This is a genomic window from Flavobacterium tyrosinilyticum (genome assembly GCF_023656565.1).
Lineage (GTDB): Bacteria > Bacteroidota > Bacteroidia > Flavobacteriales > Flavobacteriaceae > Flavobacterium > Flavobacterium tyrosinilyticum.
The window spans coordinates 1,147,570-1,167,374 of record NZ_JAMOKG010000002.1; the positions used below are offsets into that span (position 1 = coordinate 1,147,570).

Genomic DNA, 19,805 nt, shown 5'->3' on the forward strand with positions numbered 1-19,805 from the left:
ATTCCAATACAAAAAATTCCAAATTCCAAGCTATACAGTAATTGGAATTTGGAATTTTTATTTTGAAATTTCCCCCAATCCATTGGAATTTGGGGTTTAAAATATTGGAATTTAATTTTTAGACGCTTCAATAATCACATTTGCCACTTTCTCTGGCTGAGAAATAAATACCACGTGGCTACCTTTAATTTCAGTGATTTTGGTGTTAGAACGTTTGTACATGGCGTGCTGAATACTCGGAACAATACTTTTATCTTCAGTCGCTACGATTCCGTAAGAAGGTTTAGTTCTCCAAGCGGCTTTAGTTATTGGTGTTAAAAAGCCTTTTGCATGAAAAGCACCTTGTGAAGCATACATAAAATCGGCTTGCTCTTTGCTCAAGTCTCCCGCAAAACCAGCGTGAAATTTAGCTTTGTCATAATACGCAATTCCTTTTTCATCTGGAGGCAATACACCATTTTCAGGAGCTGGAGGAGCAGTTTGCAACCATTGAACAGAATTTTCACCATTATCAGGCTGTAAAGCCGCTACATAAACCAAAGCCGCTACCTTAGGATGATTTCCAGCTTCTGTAATTACTGTTCCTCCCCAAGAATGTCCAACCAAAATAGTGGGTCCGTCTTGTTTGTCTAAAGCTAAATTTGTGGCTTGAACATCATCTTCCAAAGAACTCAACGGATTCTGAACGATGGTTACATTATAGCCTTTTTTAGCCAAAACTTTGTATAAACCTTGCCATCCAGATCCATCTGCAAATGCACCATGAACCAATACGACATTTTTGATTTTAGGATTAGTTTGTGCGTTTACGTTTGTAAATGCGAAACTAAAAATTAGTATTGCGAATGCTAAAAAGCTTTTAAATATTGTTTTCATTTTATTTAGATTTTAAATTTGAATAGAAATTTCAATTTTGAAAATTCCAAATTCCAATTTTCCATTCAGACTTGGAATTTGGGATTTTTGTATTGGGATTTATTTAAAGTAAAGTGATTGATAAAGTAATCTCAGTATTCAGCAATTTAGAAATTGGACAAATTTCTTTTGCTTTTTGAGCAGTTTCCTGAAACTCTTCTGCAGAAATTCCGGGTACTTTTCCAGTCAATTCTAACTGAATTAAGGTGATAGTTCCGTCTTCAAAAGTTACTTTAGCCGTTGTGTCTAAATCTTCTGGAACAAAACCTGCTTCAGATAATAAAAAGCTTAACTGCATAGTAAAACACCCAGAATGTGCCGCTGCGATTAATTCTTCAGGATTAGTTCCAACACCTTGCTCAAAACGAGTTTTGAATGATAATTGGGCATTATCTAAAGTTGTGCTTTGTGTACTAATGGTTCCTTTTCCTTCCATTCCTGTACCTTTCCAGTTTGCGTTTGCTCTTCTTGTAAATTTCATGATTTCTATTTTTTAAGTTATTTTTTAAGATGTTCAAATCATTTCTTTGATTTTGATGAAGCAAAGGTATAGGGAAGGTGTTTATTAATCAAATTAATAATTTTTAGTAGTTATAAAAATAATTTATAACCACTGATTAGGTTGAGGTTAGAACACAAAACACTTTAAATAATAATTTTCTGTAAAACTTCCTTTTGGAAATGAGTGCCCTAGCCCTGATAGGAGCGGTATCCTTTTTCTTGCTTCTTTAGCAAGGAAAAGATATAGCGGATAGCAGGAAACAGCTCCTAATCAATATCAATGCTTCATTTTAGCTTACCTTATAGGTGCAGATTAAAATCTTAGTTCAAGAAAATAAGGATCATTTAAATGCTTATTTGGTTTCAAATTATAATGTGAAACAAAGTAAGCGGCCGATTTGTAGTTTTATTTATGCGGTGAATTTAATTTTATAGGAATCAATTTTATAAGACGATCGAGAAAATAAATTTTCAATGAATAATCTAACTTTTAAATTTATGAGAAATGCTTTTCTAATAATTGGGGTTTGTTTGAGTTCAATTTTGTTCTCCTGCAAAAAAGATAAGGATAAAGAGCAAGTAAGTACAGAAGCAGAAAAGACTGATACTGCCGACTCTACATTAATTGCAGATCGTGGTTGGCCTCGGGAAGCGGAAAGTAACGGGACAAAACTGGTTTATTATCAGCCTCAGGTAGACGACTGGAAAGATTTTAAGGAACTTACAGCGAGAGTAGCTTTTTCGCTGACTCCAAAAGATGGAAAACAGGTTTTGGGTGTGGCTTCTTTGAGGGCAGAAACATTGGTAGACAAAGACAACCGAAGTGCTTTTATTAAAAATCTTCAGGTAACCGATATCCGGTTTCCAGCTCTTGACGAAAAGAAAGTTCCTGAAATGGAAAAGCTTTTTAAAGAAACGTTGCCTCAGAGCGGAGATCCTATTTCGGTAGATCGTATTTTGGCAGATTTAAGTCATACCAAAAGTCCGCCAAAGGGAATTACGGCTAAAAATGATCCTCCAGACATTTTTTATAGTACAAATCCTTCGATTTTGCTTATTGTGCAAGGCGAACCGGTTTTGGTGCCTGTAGAAAAATCGGATATTCAATACGTGGTAAATACCAATTGGGATTTGTTTTTTGATAAAACCACAAAAGATTATTATTTATTGGTGGAGAATATCTGGCTGACTTCGAAAAATATGGCGGGTAAATGGACTAAAACAGACAAATTGCCTTCGGGTTTAAGCAACCTGCCTTCGGGACAGAATTTTGATGATGTTAAAAAAATGATTCCGCCACCGTCTTCTGGCGGAGCTCCAGAGGTTTTCTACAGCAATAAACCTGCGGAGTTGATTGCGATAAACGGAAGTCCGAAGTTCGTTAAAATTCCAGGAACCAAATTGTTATATATTGACAATACCGAGAATGATGTTTTTGCCGATGAAAACAAGGGTCAGTATTATGTATTGTTGTCTGGAAGATGGTTTAAGTCTAAAGAATTAACTGGACCGTGGAGCTATGCTAGTAATAGTCTTCCTGCTGATTTTGCTAAAATTCCTAAAGATTCTCCGCGTGCCAATGTATTGTCATCGGTGCCAGGAACGCAGGAAGCTAATGATGCGGTAATGTTATCGCAGGTTCCTACAACGGCTATTTTGAAAAAATCGGATGCTGAAGCGAAAGTAAAAGTATCGTATGATGGAGGAACGCCTCAATTTAAACCAATCGAAGGAACCAAAATGCAATATGCAAGCAACACGCAGGAGAAGATTATAAAAGTGGGAGATTTGTATTATTTGTGTTTTCAGGCAGTTTGGTTTATGTCGACAAGTCCGAACGGACCTTGGAAAACATGCGATTCTGTTCCGAAAGAAATTTATACGATTCCGCCAAGTTCGCCAGTTTATAATGTTACGTATGTCACGCAAACTACAACTGATACAACGGTTGAAAGCAGTGCAACAGCGGGCTATTTAGGTGCTTTTATTATTGGCGCAACATTCGGCGCGATATTGACTTATGGCACGGGATGGTATTATCCGCCTTATATGTATTACGGCGGACTGTATCCAATTTATCGCCCGTGGCCTTATGCGTACGGAGGTGGAGCGGTTTACAATCCGTGGACGGGAGGTTATGCAGCTGGAAGACGCGTTTACGGACCTTATGGAGCAGCTGGAACTTCGGCTTGGTATAATCCTGCAACAGGAAGATACGGGCGTTCTGCAAGTGTTCAGGGTTGGTATGGCGGGCGCACTGCTGCAAGTACTTATAATCCGTGGACGGGAAATTACGCTAGAACCAACCAAGGACATAACGCGTATGCGCAATGGGGACATTCGGCTGCAACAAATGGAAATCAGTGGGCGCAAACAGGACATATTACAACCCGACGCGGAACGGCAATTGGTTATGAAACTTCAGGCGGAAAAGAAGGTGTAATTACACATAGAAGAGGCGGAGGAACTACGATTCATACCAATAATAATGTATACGCTGGTCACGATGGACATGTTTATAAAAGAGATGCCAACGGAAACTGGAGTCATTATAATAATGGAAACGGTGGCTGGACGCAAGCCGGAACTTTGGGTTCGTCCAAAAAAGCGGGCGATGCGATTCAGCGTAATAAGCCCAATCAGGGAATTGGTGCAAATGGCGCGGGAGAACGAATTCAGCGTGACAGACCTAGTGAAGCACTTGGGGCGAATGGGGCAGGAGAGAGAATTCAACGTGATAATTTGCCAAAAGCGGGTCAAAACCTAGGAGGCGAAACCCGAATAGGAGACGGAATTCAGAGAGATAATTTCCCTAAAGCAGATCAAACCCTCGGACAGCCAAATAAACCGCTTGGAGAAGCTGGTCGTCCAGATGTTACAAACGATCTAGATCGCTCGGCTATTTCAAGAGATCGCGGAGAAATGCAAACGCGTAATTTCCAAAATATCCAAAGAAGCGGCGGCGGCTTCGGCGGTGGTGGTTTCAGAGGCGGAGGTGGTTTTAGAGGAAGAAGATAAAAAGTAAAGGTTAATTTTAATTCGAAAAGATCAGGATGGTAGTAAAATACTAATCCTGATTTTTTTTGTGCTCGTTTTTTTGCCACAAAGGCGCTAGGGCGCTAAGTTTTCTTTTTAAAGTTTTGCGAATTCTTATTTTAATCGAAAAGGTTTATTTCACGCAGATTTTAAATAATTTAAGCAGATAAAGGCAAATTATTTTCTAAAATCTTAAAAATTAAATCTGCTAAAATCTGCTGGATCTGCGTGAAACAAAAATCCTTTTAATCCTTTTAATCTGTGGCAAAATAAAGGCAAAACTTTGCGACTTCGCGTCTTTGCGAGATTAAAAACTTCGCGAACCTTGCGTAAATCCTTGCGTCCTTTGCGGTTAAACTCTCAAACATTTTACCTCTCAAAATTCACAACTCACGGCCTGTCCATTTCACCTTAAAGTTTGTCCGTTTCACCTATTTTCTCATTTCGTATGAAGGGGTATCGAAATACTTTTGACTAAGAAATTAACGAAAACAAATAATTTAAAATCAGAAGTTATGGAAACGAAAAAACAAAAAACATGGGTTATCATCGCAATTATTGTTTTAGGAATCATTGCCTTTTTAGTTCCGAATCAGATTGCGGCGCAGACAGGCGTTAAACGCATCGATTTGCAAAAACACGATCTAAGCGTTCCGGGACGCGAAATGGTTCAGGCACGAATCGATTTTGACGGACATTCGGCTTTTGGAAAACATTCTCATCCGGGCGAAGAAGTGATTTATGTGGTTGAAGGTTCGCTGGAGTATCAGATTGAAGGAGAAAAGCCAGTGATTTTAAAGGCAGGCGAAGTGCTTTTTATTCCAGCGGGCGTGGTGCATTCGGCTAAAAATAATACAAATGTAAAAGCATCAGAACTGGCGACTTATATTGTGGAAAAAGGTAAGCCAATACTTGTAATGAAAAAATAGTTTCAAGTTGAAATGCGAGTAGTTTTTAACGCAAAGTGCGCAAAGGATTTTCGCAAAGGACGCGAAGTTCTGTTTAAGAAGAATGCCAATAGACATTAAGTTCGCAAAGCTTTGTGTGAATGTTGGGCTTTTTAATCTCGCAAAGTCGCGAAGTCGCAAAGTTTTATTTATACAGCTTTGTGAACTTAAAAGAAACTTAGTTTCAACTCAAAAAAATCTTTGTGTTCTCTGCGAATCCTTTGTACTCTTTGCGTTAAAGTTATCCCAAATTAAAGCCTGTCCATTTCAGCCCCAACTTTGTCCACTTCACCTTTTTTTACCTTTTAAAACAAACAATGTCAAGATACCTTTGACGAAGAAATTAACTGATAATCAACTAATCAAAAAATAATAATTATGAAAACACTATCCAATATTCTAATCGCTATTCTTTTTATGAATGCAGCTTTCACTCAAGCACAAACTTCAAAACAAAAAACAATTGAAGTAAGCAGTTCACTTGGAACTTTAAAACAAATTAATGCCGGATTATTGAACGTGGGGTATACAGAAGCAGGTCCGTCAAACGGAACGCCAGTGATATTGCTTCATGGCTGGCCTTACGATATTCACAGTTACAACGAAGTTGTTCCAATTTTGGTAGCAAAAGGATACCACGTTTTTACTCCTTATTTACGCGGATTCGGGACAACGACTTTCCTCTCAAAAGATACTTTCAGAAACGGTCAACAAGCTGCTTTAGCAAGGGATATTATCGCTTTTATGGATGCACTTAAAATTGATAAAGCCGTAATTGGTGGTTTCGATTGGGGCGCGAGAACAGCGGTTATAGTATCGGCACTTTGGCCAGAACGTGTAAAAGGTTTGGTTTCGGTAAGTGGTTACTTGGTGGTGAACTTAGAAGCAAATTTAAAACCGCTCCCTCCAGCAGCCGAGTTAGGATGGTGGTACCAATATTATTTCGCAACCGAAAGAGGAAAACAAGGTTACACTCAAAACACTTACGATTTCAATAAACTAATCTGGAAAATCGCTTCTCCGTTATGGAATTTCGATAAAGCAACTTACGATCAAACGGCTCAATCTTTTGATAATCCAGATCACGTAGCGATTGTGATTCACAATTACAGATGGAGACAATCTCTTGAAGGAGGAGAAACAAAATACGATAATCTAGAGAAACGCCTTGCTACAAAACCAGAGATTAAAGTTCCAACCATTACAATAGGAAGTGATTTTGACGGCGCTTTCGCGGATGGAAAAGCTTATGCGAGCAAATTCACTGGAAAATACGAACACAGAATTTTAAAAGGAAGTGGACACAACGTTCCGCAAGAAGATCCAAAGGCATTTGCACAAGCGATAATTGATGTCTCTAAGTAAATTCCAATTTTTAAATCCCAAATTCCAAATTCAATAGCAATTGCAATAGCAAAAATCAATATCAATAAACATTTCACATTTTACAAATAACATTTTACACAAAAAAATCATGGAAACAAAAATTTTATACACAGGAAAAACACACACAACAGGCGGTAGAGAAGGAGCTTCTCAAAGTTCAGACGAACAATTGAATATCAAATTAAGCGCACCAGGATCTTCACGTCCGGGAACAAATCCAGAGCAATTGTTTGCTGCAGGATGGTCGGCTTGTTTTATTGGAGCACTTGGAATTGCAGCTTCTAAACTTGGGGTTCAACTTCCAGCCGAAACCGCTGTAGACGCCGAAGTAGATTTGTGCGTAACAGAAGGAGAATATTCTCTTCAGGCAAGATTAAATATCAGCCTTCCTGGAATTGATACTCAAACGGCAGAAGCTTTGGCGGCGCAAGCGCATCAGACTTGTCCGTATTCTAAAGCGACTAGAGGGAATATAAACGTTGAGATTAATATTCTTTAAAAAGAGTTTTAAGTTATGAGTTATGAGTTGATGCGATAATTCAGCTCTCAACAAACCTGACAGGATTTTAAAACCTGTCAGGTTTAATAAATTTAATTATGAAAAAGATAAAAATTTTAAGTGGCTTTATAATGCTGTTTTTTTTAATTGGAAACAGCGTTTTTAGCCAAAACAACTCAAAAGGTTTTGCACTTTTAGAATTATATACTTCCGAAGGCTGTTCGAGCTGTCCGCCTGCTGATGAATTGCTTGGAAAAATTCAGAATGAATACCGAGATAAAAATGTTTATGTATTGGCTTATCATGTCGATTATTGGGACAAACAGGGCTGGAAAGACATTTTCAGTAATGCTGATTTTACCAAAAGACAGTACGATTACGCCCAATTTATGGGAAAAGAGCCTATTTATACGCCTCAAGTAATCATTAACGGAAAAACTGATTATATCGGTTCTCAGGAAACGAGTCTCAGAAACGGAATTAAATCGGCAATTTTAAAGCCAGTTTCGACTAGTTTAAATTTAGAGGCAAATCAAAATGCGAATTCATTTTCTGTAAATTATAATGTTGAAGGCACTTCAAAAAACAGTCGTTTATTGCTTGCAGTTGTTCAGAAAGAAACAAAAAGCAATGTAAAAAGAGGCGAGAATGCGCATCGGGTTTTATCGCATTATCAAATTGTTCGTAATCTGCAATCTGTAGATTTAAACAAAGCCAAAAAAGGCACAGCATCGATTCATCTTCCTAAAAATTATAACGCACAGGATTTCGAAATCATTGGTTTTGTTCAGGATATGAATTCAGGTGCTATTTTGGGCGTTAAGAAAGCTTAGATTTTTTGTTTCACGCAGATTTAAAACGATTTTAGCAGATTTTTTTTGATTCTAGTTTTCCGCCCTGTTTGTCATCCCGAGGAACGAGGGATCTCCGCGAGTAGCTCTACAAAATAAGAATAAAAAGACTTTGAGCCTTAGCGACTTTGCGCGATTAAAATTTATCTGCGCTTATCTCCTAAAATCATTAAAAATCTGCGTGAAATCTTTTTCAAATAAACCTATCTTTGATTCTCAGGATAACAAACCAATTACAATATGGAAAAAACAAAACGTTTTCAGGTTTCGCTCAAAGTCATTTGGGGAAGTTCGATTGCATTGGCGATTCTGGCTTCGATTCCTAAATTATTTGATGCCGGTTCAACACCTGGAGATATTGTCATAAACTCTTCGATTACACTGCTGTTTTCCCTTTTTATATGGTATTACAATATTTATAGTTTACCAAAATTTTCTGCTAATCATGCCAATAAAAGCCTTTTTAACTGGAAACTTTTACTGAGTGTTATTCTAGGGATTGTCTTAATGGTGATTTTGGTAATCGCACATCAGGAACTGTTTCAGGTTTCAAAAATGGATGCGCCAATTATGTTTGAACTTCGCGGAGTTTTGATCAACTTGATTGTATATATGTTTCTGCATCTGCTTTTTCAAAATTATCAGACACAGCAAATGGGGGTAGAATTAGAACGTACAAAAGCCGTAAATCTTGGCGCTCAATACGAATTATTAAAACAGCAGGTAAATCCGCATTTTTTGTTCAATAGTCTGAATACGCTAAAATCTATGGTCGACATTCAAGATCCGCAGAGTTCTGATTTTATCTTGAAATTATCTGATTTTTATCGATTTACGCTTGAAAGTCGAAAAATGGATTTGATTCCGTTGAGCGAAGAAATTCAGATTCTGGATTCGTATGTGTATTTGCTGAAAGCGCGTTTTGAAGACGGATTTGTTTTAGAAAATGAAATCGATCCAAAGCAGTACTATTCGGCAATTCCACCTTTTACTTTACAATTATTAATTGAAAACTGCATCAAACACAATGTTGTTTCTTTAGATAAACCTCTCAAAATAAAGCTTTATACAGAAAATGAGTTTTTGGTAGTTGAAAATAAAATTCAGCTTAAAAGAGGCGCCGTGTCTACAGGTGTTGGTTTAGATAATATCAACCAGCGTTTTATGCACCTGATTCATAAAGAAATTGAAATTGATAAAGACGAAACTACCTTTAAAGTAAAAATACCACTAAATTATGACTATCATAATAATTGAAGATGAAGTAAAAACGGCCAAAGCACTTGGTCAATTAATTCTGAGCATCAGACCCGATGTTCAGATTTTGTCTTATATACAAAGCATTGACGGCGCAGTAGATTATCTTTTAGAAAACGATCAGCCAGATCTTATTTTTATGGATATTCAACTGGCAGACGGTCAGTGTTTTGAGATTTTTAAGAATGTTGAGGTTTTGTCGCCTGTCATTTTCTGTACCGCTTTTGATGATTATGCCATCGAAGCTTTTAAATCAAACGGAATTGATTATGTTCTAAAACCTTTCTCAAGAGATAGTGTTTCGCAGGCTTTAAAGAAAGCGGGAGAATTGAAAAACTTCTTTCAAAGAAATAAAAAAGCCATGCCAGATTTCGATTATTTATTGACTAGAAATGGCGAAAATAAAGGAAAAAGCAGTTTTTTAGTTTTCAAAAACAATAAATACCAGACGGTTTTAACGGAGAATATTGCGTTTTTCTATATCAAAAATGAAATGCCAACGATAATGACTTTAGATAAAAACGAATATTCGTTGACACAGTCTTTAGATGAGATTCATAAACTTTTATCGCCAATTCAGTTCTTTAGAATCAACAGGCAATATTTGGTTAATTTTTCGGCCATTCGTGAAGCAGAACATTATTTTTCGCGTAAAATAATCGTGAAATTAAGTGTTCCGACAGAAGAAAAAATATTGGTAGGAAAAGAAAAAGCAACCGCATTTTTAAGCTGGTTAGAAAACCGATAAAACCAATTAATTTATCATTCTTCAGATAAACTAATTGGCTTGATTTTACAATCCAGGAAACATAAAACAGCTTATAAAAAACAAAGCCGAAAGTATAAAACAGAGAATTAGAATGATTTTTTTCATCTTGATTCGTTATTAAGAATAAGAAATAACAAAATGCCTAATATCAATTATTAGGCATTTTATTTTGATATATTTTCTTTAGTTTATTTCTGATGGAGTATAAGTTGCGGTGTATAATTTTCTATACATTGCATACGTAACACTTACCATTACAAAGGCAACAATGGCATCGGTTGCTGCGCCAAAACCTAAAACGGCAATTTTGGAAAAGAAAGCAAAGATAATATCGAAAAATACGCCTGCGAAAACCCATTCTTTCAATCGTAATAATTTATTCGGAATTAAAAGCGTAATAACACCTGCTACTTTAAAAACGCCCAGGATGTAAATGAAATGTGCTGGATAACCCAATTGCTGTGTAATTCCCCAAACCAATGGATTGTTTGTTAATTCGAAGAAACCGCTTGCGCCAAACCATAAAGAAGTTAATACTGCGCCTGTCCAATAGATAATTTTTGTTGTTTTTGAGTTCATGATTTTGATATTTAAAGTTATTTAACGGTACAAATGTGCGTTGAAAGCCTTAAAAACGAAATCGAAATTATGTTGAAGTGGACAAACTTTGGGGTGAACTGGACAGGGTGTGACTTGTGTTTTTTAACGCAAAGTTCGCTAAGGTTTTTTTTATATAAATGCTGGTGAATTTAAGTTTGCAAAGCTTTGTGTGGAAATGTTATGGTTTTAATCTCGCAAAGTCGCAGAGTCGCGGAGTTTTATTTCACGCAGATTTGAAATGATTAAAGCAGATCTGTGCAGATTTTAAAAAAAAATAAAAATTAAATCTGAAAAATCTGCATGAAACAAAATCCTTTTAATCCTAATAATCTGTGGCTTTAAAAATAAAATCCTTTGCGACTCTGCGACTTTGCGAGATTATAAAAGACAATGCTTTGCGAACTTAAAAACATAATGTAAAGCAAAAAAACTTAGCGTACTTTGCGGTAAAAAAAAACTAAGCAGACATTTCGGCAATTAAATACTGCATCAATTCCTGTGCTTTGTGGTATTTTAAATTGCTTGTATTTTGTCCCGACCAAAAACTAATCATGTCGGTTCTTCCTTGGGCGAGTGCGGCTACTTTTAAAGGGGCGATTAATTTGGTTTGAAGAGGAAAAGGAAGTACTTCCGTTTCAAAGGGAACAGCGTCAGAGATTTTATTGCTAATCATTCGGCCCATTCTTCCTGTAAGTGATTTTGAAACCGTAGTTGGAACATTCGGATGAGTAAAAAGCATTTCTTTATGAACAGGCGTCGCGCCCGATTCATCTGTAACCATAAAAGCAGTTCCTAACTGTACAGCATCGGCACCTAAAGCCATTGCTGCTTTTATTCCTTTTGCGTCTATGATTCCGCCTGCTGCAATGATTGGTGTTTTAGTTTTTGCTTTTAATTGCTGAACAAGACTAAATAATCCTGTAAAAGAATCTTGTGCCGGTTTTAAGAAAGAAGGTCTGTGTCCGCCCGCTTCAAATCCTGCAGCGATAATCGCATCTACTTCGGCATCTTCTAGCGCAAGCGCTTCTTCTAAAGTTGTTGCCGCGCCAATGGTTTTTATGCCTAGTTTTCGGCTTTCTTTCAGTATTTCTTTTGACGGAATTCCGAAAATAAAGCTAAAAACAGCAGGTTTCAGTTCGAATACAACTTCTACTTGTTTTTCAAATTTAGAAGGAATGTTCGAAGATAAATCAGGAAGCGGAATCCCTAATTCATCAAAATACGGTTTAAAATTCTGTTTTATCTTTTCCAGTTTTTCTGGAGAATAATTTAGAAGTTCTTTGTCAACATCATTAACCCATAAATTGATATTGTAAGGTTTAGAAGTAGCAAGTTTAATTTCTTTTCCAGCTGCTCTAATTTCTTCAGGTGTGAGTGTGTAAGCGCCATAACTGCCTAATCCGCCTGCATTGCTTACAGAAGCCAATAGAGCGGCAGTTGAAAAACCACCGCCCATTGGACCTTGTAAAATTGGATACTCAATACCTAGTAATTGTGTTATTTTGGTTGAATTCCACATTGTATTTTAATTTACTTTAGTTGCTAATTTGTTACTGATAACCCATTTGCCATCAACAACGATAAGACTTAAAAGGTCATAATAATTATACTCGAATATCGGAACTTGAACTTTCGCGACAGCGGTATTATTAATAATTTCTAAAGATAGGATTTTCATTTTGAATTCTTCTCCCAATTCCTGTGGACTTTTACGGTTTTTTACGCCTTCCAGATATTGATTTACGGTCTTAAAATGAGTTTCCCCATTAATATCAAAACCGACAATTGCCTCTTGATGAAACACACTTCGCAATAAAGGAACATCACCAGTATAAATTCCGTTAAAATAATTCATAAGCACAGCTGTAATCAGAGCTGCATTTGTGCCAAAATTTTCCATGATTTTAAGTTTTGAAGTTATCAGATGCTGTGTCCAGCAACGTGTCCGCCATCTAAATTAATGATTTCGCCAGTTACAAAATTGCTTTCGGCCAAATAAAGAGCCAATTGCGCTACATCGTGGGTTTCTCCAATGCGTTTCAATAAATGTAATCCCGCCAAACTATCGGCATTATCGACACCTGTTTTAGCTTGAAGCGGACTTCTAATAATCCCTGGAGCAATCGCATTTACTCTAATATTGTTTTTTCCGAATTCTGCAGCAAGTTGTCTTGTAAAGGCATGAACGCCGCCTTTGCTAGAAATAGGTGCAGTTGCAGGAAATCCGTCGATGGCATGATCTACTAAAACAGTTCCGATATTAATAATTGATCCTTCACCTTGTTGCAACATTTGTTTTACAGCTGCTTGACTTGTAAAATAAGTTCCTTTTAAATTAATGTTTAAAAAACGATCTAAGTCTTGTTCTTCAACATCTAAGAAAGATTGTGGTTGAAATATTCCCGCATTGTTTACCAATACATCAACACTTCCGAAACGTTCTAAAGCAGTTTCAACTAATTCTTTTCCTGTTGCAATACGGCTTACATCACCGTGTACCATTGCAAGTTGATTCACATGTCCTAATTCTTTAAAAGTAGTTTCAAGATTCTGCAAATTGGCAGAATTGATCACTACATTGTAGCCTTTTTCTAAAAATAACTGAGCTATTGATTTACCGATGCCTGTTGAGGCACCGGTTACTATAATTGTTTTCATTTTTCCTGATTTTAAAGTGATTATTTTTTTTGAGCCGTAATGCCTCTTTCACGCAAGACAGAAACCTGTTCGCCTGCAAATCCCCAATCGTCTAATTCTATTTCTTGAATCACGATGTGTGTAAGACTGGGATCTTTGTCTAAAACATCTGTTATTAATTGCGTAATGCCAGAAATGAGCTGCTGTTTTTGTTCTCTTGTAACACCTTCACGAGTTACTTCAATTTTTACATATGGCATGATTTCTAAGTATTAAGCAAGTTTTGCTGTTAGGTTTACATCCAATTCAAATTCGTTATAAATCAAAGTATCTCCAAGATTGGTGAAGAAATTTCCAGAGCGGAATTTCATATCATATTTGGTACGGTCAACGATGATTTTACCAGAAGCTTTGATATCGTTTTCATTTTTTTCCACTTTCAAATTAAAACCAATTGGATGTGTAATGGCTTTAATGGTAAGATTGCCTTCGATAAAATAAGCTGAAGAAGATTGTTTAGAAACCGCCGTAATGTCTAAAGATGCAGTTTTGAATTTGTCTGTAGAGAAGAAATCCTCAGAAGCCAAATGTCCCGCAAACTGCTGATTTGTTGCAGAGTCTGTAACATCAAGAATTAGGATAGAAGTAGTGTCTATAACGACATTTCCTCCACTAAGTTCGTCATTAGAAAAAGTAAAATGACCATTCTCGATATTAATTGTTCCATTGTGTTGTCCAGTAACTTTTTTTCCAATCCAGTTTACTTGACTTTCAGTATTCGAAATTTTAAAATTTTTAGTTTCCATTATTCTGTATTTTAAATTGTTATTAATTTATAATACAAAGTAATGGCGGTATTCAAAATAGATTACGTGATGTAGATCACATTCGTCAATGCGGTTTAGAAGCGTTGTATAATCGGCTTAACGTTTCTCTGGATACACCAAGATAAGCGGCGATTAAATGTTTAGGTACAGTATTGTATAAGGCAGGATAGAGCGCAAGCAATTCTTCGTATCTCGTTTTGGTGTCATTATTCATAAAAGAAAGCAATCTTTTCTGAGAAGCGACATAACCGCGATTGGTTCTCCATCTAAAAAAATGTTCTATTTCGTGTATTTCACTACAGATTTTCTCTCGATCCTGATTTGAAAGAGAAAGAATTTCAACATCCGACACACAATCTACATTAATTGTAGCTTTCGTTTTGTTGTAAAGTGCCGCATAATCAGAAGCCCACCAAGTTGGCATAGCAAACTGTAGGATGTACATTTTTACTTCATCATTGACATAAAAAGACTTTAAACAGCCCGAAACTACAAAATACTCTTTGTCAACGTCCTGACTTTCACTAATAATAGTTTGCCCTTTTTTAAAAGTTTCTGTTTTAAAATGCGAAAAGAAATAATCAAACTGTTCGTCTGTTAAGGCGACAATTTTAGAAACATGCTCTTTTAATAAAGATTTGGCATCCATTGCTGAAGTTTTAATAAAAGTAAAAGTAATAAATATTAAAACGGACAGAGCCGATTATTTTCTATGGTTTTTAAAGTAAGAAACAAAAAAGGAAAGTCTGTTTTTTCAGAAATGATATTTTACGGTTGAGTCGTTAAAAATGATCATTCAGTTATATAAAAAATGCTTGAAGCCTTTATTTAAGCAATTTTGCGCAAAAGCTTAATTATATTCTATGAATTCACCTCTTACTATAATCGCCGCAACAAATTTTTCTGCCATTGCCACTAATGCAGTTAATTATGCCGCTGGGCTTGCAAAAGCTACAGGAGCAAAATTGGTTTTATTTAATTCATTTTCGCTGAGTGTGCACAGTGCAAACTCGCATATTACTGCAGACGCAATGCAGAAACAGATTGATAAAGCAATTTCTAGATTAGAAAACTTAGCCAAAGAAATAGCAGATTCGTTTAAAATTGAAACAGCAGCAATTTGCACTTATTCTTTTTTGGAAGATGAGCTTCCTAAAATTATCAAGGAAACCAATGCAGATGTTGTTGTAATGGGAATGGCAGAACGTTCCTTTGAACAAGAATTACTAGGAAATTCAACTACAACAGCCATTAAGAATCTTCAGATTCCAGTTTTGGCAGTTCCTGAAAATGCCCGTTTCTTGAATATTAAAAAAGTATTATACGCTTGCGATAGTTTGAGTTTTTCGGCTATTAAAAAGTTTAGCTGGATCAAAAATGCTTTAGGAGATTTTGGAGCAGAAATCGAATTTTTTAGCGTAGACGAAAAATTGGACGATTTAAAAGAAGAACAGCACAGAATTTTAATGAATTCGAATATTGAAAAAGAATTTGAAGACGTTAAATATCTTTATAAAACCGTAAGATCGAATGCGGTTATTAACGAAATTAAGAAGGAAATAAAGAATTATGAGGCCGATTTGCTGATTATGGTGCCTCAAAAATACGGTTTTTGGGATTCTTTGGTTCACAGAAGCAAAACTAGAATTTTGGCAGCAGGGCTAGATATTCCATTATTGTCGTTTCCAAATTATTAAAGATTAATTTGTTTTAAAAACAATGATATAAAAATTACAAGGTTTTTTTGAAGAAATTTTATCAAAATAAATTTTAACAGATTTTTTTTGATTTTAGGGATTCTATAATTTTTAGTGCTGGATGCCGAATTTCAAAAATATATTTTAACATTTAAGGCAGTTTTGTTAATTATTCTTAATTGTCTGCTAGTTTCAGATTTTTTTAAATTAATTTTGTGGCACTCTAAAAACTTAAATGCAAATAGGTTTTTTTATCAGTATGGCAACAGCTATAATTGGGAATTATCTACAAACTGAAATAGCATTGTATGATTTTAAAAATAAGATAAATTAAAGATTTTATTCCAAAGTAATACCGAGAGAATACTTGGTGTATATTTTTAATTTATTTTAATTGGATTTTATATAATGTTTTTAGCTTGTTCAGGTTTTAAAAAACAATATTTCTCAATAAATGATATTGCCAGCAGATTTAATCGGCTTTTTAAGGAATACCACTCTATTTACTGCATCAGTTCTTAATTGAGCTGGACTGTAAAAGAAGAGAAAAAGTATTAAGCATTGCGTTCTAAGGGTACAAAGCTTAAAAAAAAATAAAAAACAATGAGCGCAGTTATTACAGCAATAGGTGGTTTCGTGCCATCATCAATTTTGACCAATAAAAAGATTTCAGAAACTGTTGATACATCGGAGGAATGGATCATTAAAAGAACTGGAATTAGAGAACGTAGAATCGCAGACGACGATACAGCAACATCTGATCTTGCCGCAGCAGCGATTGAAAATCTTATCGAAAACTATAAGGTAGATCGTGAGGAAATAGAAGCGTTGTTAGTAGCAACAGCAACTCCAGACCACATTTTAGCGCCAACAGCAAGTATTGTTTGCGATAAAAGCGGACTTACAAATGCTTTTGGAATTGATATGAATGCAGCTTGCAGCGGATTTTTGTATGCACTAGAAATGGGAGCAAACATGATCGAAAGCGGTCGTTACAAAAAATTAATCATCGTTGGAGCAGATAAAATGAGCTCTATCGTAGATTATGAAGACCGTAATACTTGTATTCTTTTCGGAGATGGAGCAGGAGCTGTTTTGTTAGAAAAAACCGAATCTAATGCTGGTTTGATGAAAACCATTCTAAAAACAGACGGAAGCGGTGTTTCTTCTCTAGCTGTACCGGCTGGAGGTTCTAGAAATCCAACTTCTATGCAGAGTCTTTTGCACAGAACACATTATTTAAAACAAGATGGTGCTTTTGTATTTAAAAGAGCCGTTGCAGCAATGAGCCAAGTTTCGCAAGATGCTTTGGCAAAAAATGAACTAGAAGCAGATAAAATTGATTGGGTTGTACCACATCAGGCAAATTTGAGAATCATTAATGCTGTAAGCGAAAGCTTGAATATTGATTTTGACAAAGTAAAAGTAAATATTGATCGTTACGGAAATACAACATCTGCAACAGTTCCGTTGTGTTTATGGGATTTCAAAGATGATTTTAAAGAAGGACAAAATGTATTGATCACTACTTTTGGTGCAGGATTTTCTTGGGGTGCAACGTGCTTAAAATGGGGCGTTATGCGTGAGAAAAATCCAACTGCTACCATAAAAGCAGATAAAAAAGAAGAAGGTGTTCTAGTAGAACACTAATAAGATAGGATTTTTCAATTTACAGTTGAGGGAATAAATGGGTAGAAAGAACCAAAATAAAAAATCGGGCAAGAATTTTTTCTATAAATACTACAGGGTTATAGTAATTCCAGCCGTTTTTTTGGTCTATCTTTCATCGTATTATTTTCTAAATCCATATAGGAATTTTGAAGAAGAAGGTTTGTTCGATTTAGACCAGACCTTCGATATCTTCATCATTTTGCTTTACTGTGCCATCCTTACAGAACTGACTTTGTTTGTTGGCCGAAAATTAAACTACTACATAAGTTGGGAACAAAATCCAGCCTTTAGAGCAATAGCACAGTTTATTTGTCTTATTGCTGGAAATATACTTTTAAACTACTTTTTTTCTTGCCTTTGGGATTATTTATACCCTTGTACAGCTTTAGAAGAAAATGATTTGGTTACCATTTGGCAGTCTAAAATTATGGCGGCGATTATTTCGCTTTTCATTAGCGCCATTCATACCGGAATATTTTTGCTAAACAGATGGCGTTTAAACGCTATTGAAACGGCCGAATTAAAAATTAAAGCATCAGAACTTCAAGAAGCGGTAACACGTTCCAAATTGGAATCTCTTAAAATGCAGTTGGATCCGCATTTTGTGTTCAATAATTTCAGCACTTTGACAGAGCTGATTTATGAAGATCAGAAAGAAGCGGCTTCGTTCTTAGAAAATATAACGAGAGTATATCGTTATATGATTTCCAATTCAAATAAAGACACGATTAGTGTAAAAGAGGAAATAGAATTTCTAAATGCTTATTTTTATTTACTAAAGAAAAGATTAGGCGATAAAATCGATTTGAAAATTGAAGTTGATTCTCCTTCTTTAGCACTTCATTTACCACCATTAACGTTGCAGTTATTGGTAGAAAATGCTGTAAAACACAATATGGCAACTTTGGCCAATCCGCTTACCATTACTGTTTTTTCTGATTCTGGTGATATTATCGTTCGAAATAACTTGCAGAGAACCGCTGGAAAAAGCTTGGCTTCAACAGGAATAGGAAATAAAAACATCGAATTTCGTTATAAAATTTTATCTGAGAGAATGCCGATTTTTAATGAATCAAGCAGCTATTATGAGGTACGTCTGCCATTAATTTAAAAGTTATGAAAATTTTAATTGTAGAAGATGAAAGTATTAATGCCAGCCGACTAAAAAGGCTGCTCGAAGAACTAGAACCCAACTGTGAGATTTTAGAGATCATTGATACAGTTGTAGACACTGTGGCATGGTTAAAATCAAACCCTTGTCCAGATCTCATTACAATGGATATTCGTCTAGCAGACGGATTAAGTTTTGCCATTTTTGACGAAATTACTATAACTTGCCCTGTAATTTTTACTACAGCATATGACGAATATGCGATTCGTGCTTTTAAGGTAAACAGCATCGATTATTTGATGAAACCTATCGAAAAGAACGAATTGGAGTTTGCCTTAAGCAAATTTAAATCTTTAAATAAAAACGAATCCAGCGTGACCAATATCGCCGGAATTCTAAAAGAACTGATTGAAAAACCAGTTTTCAGAATGCGCTTTTTAGTAACCTATCGTGACGGCTATAAAAGCGTAGACGTTTCCGATATTGACTTTATATATTCGGAATTCAAAACCAGTAATTTATTCCTAAAATCGGGCGTAATTATTTCTATTCCACAAACTATGGAAGAACTCGAGCAGGAATTAGATCCAAATATTTTTTTCCGCGCCAACCGTCAGTTTTTCATTCGTGCAGAAAGTATCAAATCTATTGCGAACTACTTCAATGCAAAACTCAAAATCCAATTAAAACTAGACCCCGAACGCGAAGTAATCATCAGCAGGGAAAAAACACCTTTCTTTAAACAGTGGATGGATAGGTGAGAAAGATGCTAAGGTTCTGAGATGCTAAGATTCTGAGTTTTTTAGGTGCAAAGGTTCAGAGGGACAAAGGTTAAGAGTTTTTTTCTTTTCTTCGAAAAGTGTGATTTACATGCAGTTTGTCGGCATAATTATCAATCTTTGTCGAGTTTCTAGTGTGATCCTTCCTTCGTCAGGATGACAAAGAATACGCTTAATCTTCGAGAAAAAAATCCTCTTTAATTCTTTTAATCTGTGGCAAAAAGAAACTTTGCGTCTTAGCGCCTTTGCGAGATTACTTTTCATTATTCTTTTAAAAAAAACTTCGCGTCTTCATAATAAACAATTCGAAAAAAATATACTT

Annotated in this window: 20 protein-coding genes; 11 read left to right on the plus strand and 9 right to left on the minus strand. The window is 35.7% G+C overall.

From position 1 onward, the window contains the following. Positions 1-111: 111 nt before the first annotated feature. Together NCC77_RS12730 and NCC77_RS12735 are read right to left on the minus strand one after the other, a co-directional pair. A complete protein-coding gene (locus NCC77_RS12730) occupies positions 112-876 on the minus strand; it encodes an alpha/beta hydrolase (RefSeq protein ID WP_250835905.1) in 765 nt (254 codons plus the stop codon). A gap of 103 nt (positions 877-979) precedes the next feature. Beyond that, complete coding sequence (locus tag NCC77_RS12735) at positions 980-1,396, minus strand: OsmC family protein (protein WP_250835906.1); 417 nt, start codon at positions 1,394-1,396, stop codon at positions 980-982. Positions 1,397-1,890: 494 nt separating this feature from the next. Between NCC77_RS12735 and NCC77_RS12740 the strand changes: the two genes are divergently transcribed. From NCC77_RS12740 to NCC77_RS12770, 7 genes are all read left to right on the plus strand, one after another. After that, positions 1,891-4,434, plus strand: coding sequence for a hypothetical protein (locus NCC77_RS12740; protein WP_250835907.1), 2,544 nt, complete (start codon positions 1,891-1,893; stop codon positions 4,432-4,434). A 533-nt stretch (positions 4,435-4,967) separates the two neighbouring features. Continuing rightward, positions 4,968-5,381 (plus strand): cupin domain-containing protein, encoded by a 414-nt coding sequence (locus NCC77_RS12745; RefSeq protein ID WP_250835908.1) that lies wholly within the window; start codon positions 4,968-4,970, stop codon positions 5,379-5,381. Positions 5,382-5,777: 396 nt separating this feature from the next. Then, the gene (locus NCC77_RS12750; RefSeq protein WP_250835909.1) at positions 5,778-6,764 is read left to right on the plus strand and encodes an alpha/beta fold hydrolase; all 987 of its coding nucleotides are present in this window, start codon (positions 5,778-5,780) and stop codon (positions 6,762-6,764) included. A gap of 109 nt (positions 6,765-6,873) precedes the next feature. Then, positions 6,874-7,284, plus strand: coding sequence for an organic hydroperoxide resistance protein (locus NCC77_RS12755; protein ID WP_250835910.1), 411 nt, complete (start codon positions 6,874-6,876; stop codon positions 7,282-7,284). A 98-nt stretch (positions 7,285-7,382) separates the two neighbouring features. Further along, entirely contained in the window at positions 7,383-8,117 is a 735-nt protein-coding gene (locus tag NCC77_RS12760; protein WP_250835911.1) for a DUF1223 domain-containing protein, read from the plus strand. Between the two features lie 258 nt (positions 8,118-8,375). Next, complete coding sequence (locus NCC77_RS12765; protein ID WP_250835912.1) at positions 8,376-9,392, plus strand: sensor histidine kinase; 1,017 nt, start codon at positions 8,376-8,378, stop codon at positions 9,390-9,392. Further along, positions 9,373-10,140 (plus strand): LytR/AlgR family response regulator transcription factor, encoded by a 768-nt coding sequence (locus NCC77_RS12770; RefSeq protein WP_250835913.1) that lies wholly within the window; start codon positions 9,373-9,375, stop codon positions 10,138-10,140. Before NCC77_RS12765 ends, NCC77_RS12770 begins: the two co-directional genes overlap by 20 nt. Positions 10,141-10,344: 204 nt before the next feature. Here NCC77_RS12770 and NCC77_RS12775 read toward each other — a convergent pair whose 3' ends face one another. The 7 genes from NCC77_RS12775 to NCC77_RS12805 form a co-directional block, all read right to left on the minus strand. Continuing rightward, positions 10,345-10,740, minus strand: coding sequence for a DoxX family protein (locus NCC77_RS12775; protein WP_250835914.1), 396 nt, complete (start codon positions 10,738-10,740; stop codon positions 10,345-10,347). 478 nt (positions 10,741-11,218) lie between these two features. After that, entirely contained in the window at positions 11,219-12,280 is a 1,062-nt protein-coding gene (locus tag NCC77_RS12780; protein WP_250835915.1) for an NAD(P)H-dependent flavin oxidoreductase, read from the minus strand. Between the two features lie 6 nt (positions 12,281-12,286). Further along, a complete protein-coding gene (locus NCC77_RS12785; protein ID WP_111290579.1) occupies positions 12,287-12,661 on the minus strand; it encodes a nuclear transport factor 2 family protein in 375 nt (124 codons plus the stop codon). A 20-nt stretch (positions 12,662-12,681) separates the two neighbouring features. Next, positions 12,682-13,419, minus strand: coding sequence for an SDR family NAD(P)-dependent oxidoreductase (locus NCC77_RS12790; RefSeq protein WP_250835916.1), 738 nt, complete (start codon positions 13,417-13,419; stop codon positions 12,682-12,684). Between the two features lie 20 nt (positions 13,420-13,439). Further along, complete coding sequence (locus tag NCC77_RS12795) at positions 13,440-13,658, minus strand: tautomerase family protein (RefSeq protein WP_095929127.1); 219 nt, start codon at positions 13,656-13,658, stop codon at positions 13,440-13,442. A gap of 12 nt (positions 13,659-13,670) precedes the next feature. Beyond that, positions 13,671-14,204 (minus strand): YceI family protein, encoded by a 534-nt coding sequence (locus NCC77_RS12800; protein ID WP_250835917.1) that lies wholly within the window; start codon positions 14,202-14,204, stop codon positions 13,671-13,673. An 85-nt stretch (positions 14,205-14,289) separates the two neighbouring features. Next, a complete protein-coding gene (locus NCC77_RS12805; protein WP_250835918.1) occupies positions 14,290-14,874 on the minus strand; it encodes a Crp/Fnr family transcriptional regulator in 585 nt (194 codons plus the stop codon). Positions 14,875-15,088: 214 nt separating this feature from the next. On the opposite strand from NCC77_RS12805, the gene NCC77_RS12810 reads away from it, so the two are divergent. From NCC77_RS12810 to NCC77_RS12825, 4 genes are all read left to right on the plus strand, one after another. Beyond that, positions 15,089-15,922 carry a universal stress protein gene (locus NCC77_RS12810; protein WP_250835919.1) on the plus strand — a complete coding sequence of 278 codons (834 nt, stop codon included), beginning with the start codon at positions 15,089-15,091 and terminating at the stop codon, positions 15,920-15,922. Positions 15,923-16,525: 603 nt separating this feature from the next. Next, positions 16,526-17,572 carry a beta-ketoacyl-ACP synthase III gene (locus tag NCC77_RS12815; RefSeq protein WP_250835920.1) on the plus strand — a complete coding sequence of 349 codons (1,047 nt, stop codon included), beginning with the start codon at positions 16,526-16,528 and terminating at the stop codon, positions 17,570-17,572. A 37-nt stretch (positions 17,573-17,609) separates the two neighbouring features. Then, positions 17,610-18,704: a sensor histidine kinase gene (locus NCC77_RS12820; protein WP_250835921.1), complete on the plus strand. Its 1,095-nt coding sequence runs from the start codon at positions 17,610-17,612 to the stop codon at positions 18,702-18,704. A gap of 5 nt (positions 18,705-18,709) precedes the next feature. Then, positions 18,710-19,465 (plus strand): LytR/AlgR family response regulator transcription factor, encoded by a 756-nt coding sequence (locus tag NCC77_RS12825; protein ID WP_250835922.1) that lies wholly within the window; start codon positions 18,710-18,712, stop codon positions 19,463-19,465. The last annotated feature ends 340 nt before the right edge of the window (positions 19,466-19,805 follow it).